This window comes from Halogeometricum sp. S3BR5-2 (assembly GCF_031624635.1).
Lineage (GTDB): Archaea > Halobacteriota > Halobacteria > Halobacteriales > Haloferacaceae > Halogeometricum > Halogeometricum luteum.
Genome location: NZ_JAMQOQ010000017.1, coordinates 1 through 1465, shown reverse-complemented (window position 1 = coordinate 1465; position 1465 = coordinate 1). Strand labels below are relative to the sequence as shown.

Annotated in this window: 2 protein-coding genes; one reads left to right on the top strand and one right to left on the bottom strand. The window is 56.9% G+C overall.

The features are described 5' to 3' along the window. Positions 1-154 precede the first annotated feature (154 nt). On the top strand, positions 155-736 hold the full coding sequence (locus tag NDI79_RS23495; RefSeq protein WP_310931057.1) for a tyrosine-type recombinase/integrase: 582 nt from the start codon (positions 155-157) through the stop codon (positions 734-736). Between the two features lie 496 nt (positions 737-1232). Here the strand turns inward: NDI79_RS23495 and NDI79_RS23490 are convergent. Further along, positions 1233-1465: hypothetical protein (locus NDI79_RS23490; RefSeq protein WP_310931056.1), on the bottom strand; the 233-nt coding region annotated here is incomplete at its 5' end.

The following is a 1465-nucleotide window of genomic DNA, read 5'->3' as shown; positions in this document are numbered from 1 at the left end:
GATACCTAACTCTCCTTCTCTCGTCTCTCGTATGATACAGTCTTCAGTAGAGTGTAACACCCGGACCATGGCAACAGTACGAAACACCCTTTCTCAGCGAGTTAGACGGCACCGGAAAGACTTAGTTGTATCACGGTGATACATAGATACAGTCATGGTATCATGGGAACGGGAACCGTTGGAGGAAACTGAACTGGCTGAACTACTCGATGCGGCCGACGAGTTCGACAGTAAACACTCGCTGGTTATCTACACGCTGGCGTACACCGGGATGCGCGCCTCGGAACTCGCACACATGACGCGCGACTGGATACACTTCCAAGACGGAGAGATACGTATCCCACCAGAAGAGACGTGTGACCGGGGGTGTTGCTCGGACGATGACGGCGTGTGGACACCGAAGACGGCGGAGGGCGCGCGCCGTATCCCACTGAGGGACGAGAGAACACGCCAGTTGCTCCGCTGGTGGTTCGCAGAGTCGGATACGCTCGGTATGTCTCGGATGACTCTCTATCGCCGTGTGCGCGACGTGGCGGCCGAGACGGGTATCACGAAGAAGGTCACTCCCCACGTCCTTCGACACACGTTCGGGACGCGACTGGCGGCACAGGACTTCACGGCGTCAGCTATTCAGTCGGCCATGGGACACGCGGACTTGGAGACCTCGCAGAAGTACATCAAGTTCTCGGGCCGGCGTCTGCATGAAGAGTTTGACGAGAAGTGGAGGAGCGTATGAGCGATCCGGGCGTGTCCGAGGAGGAGAGCCGCATCACGTCCGACATACCCCGAGTCACTACACCTAATCTGTGGCCGCTTCACCGCAAAATGGGTCCCTTCCCGACCGCCTCGGATATTACTCGGGACCTCTCAAAATCGGATTTCTTGGGAGTAAGTATACACAGTATATCAATGCATCATCATGGCGGTTTCATGGCGAAAATCATGGCCGTCTATTGCACTCTTCAGATACAGGCCGGTGCTTCTGAAGAACCGGTTAGGAAACACAGTACTCAGAACCAATCTATGAGTCGGCAGTCTAAGGGTACTCAGTCGTCCGCAGAAGGCGATTGACGCCGTTTCAACCGGAGGTACGCCTCACACAGTTCATGTACTGCTTCGGGTTGTGTGAGAGGCCGCCCCAGTTCAGATTCAAGCTCGGTTTTGGCTTCCTCGAACACTCCTTCTTTCGTCTCTTTCGTGGTGCCGATAGAACGCCATTCAACGCCCGCCATTCACTCCGCCTCCGTCTCGGACGGGTACATGACGTGCTTCCCGACGAGTGCCACGGCGATTGCCCACGCGGAGAGTGCGATTGAGAGCGACGTGATAGTGACTCCCGCCGCCGTGGGACCGAGCACGACGGTCCAGAGTATCATGCCGAGTGCGAAGAACGCGAATACGAGCACGGCGGAGACGCGGAGTAGCTTCCCGGCGACGTACCGCGTGGTCGAGACGCTCATTTGTC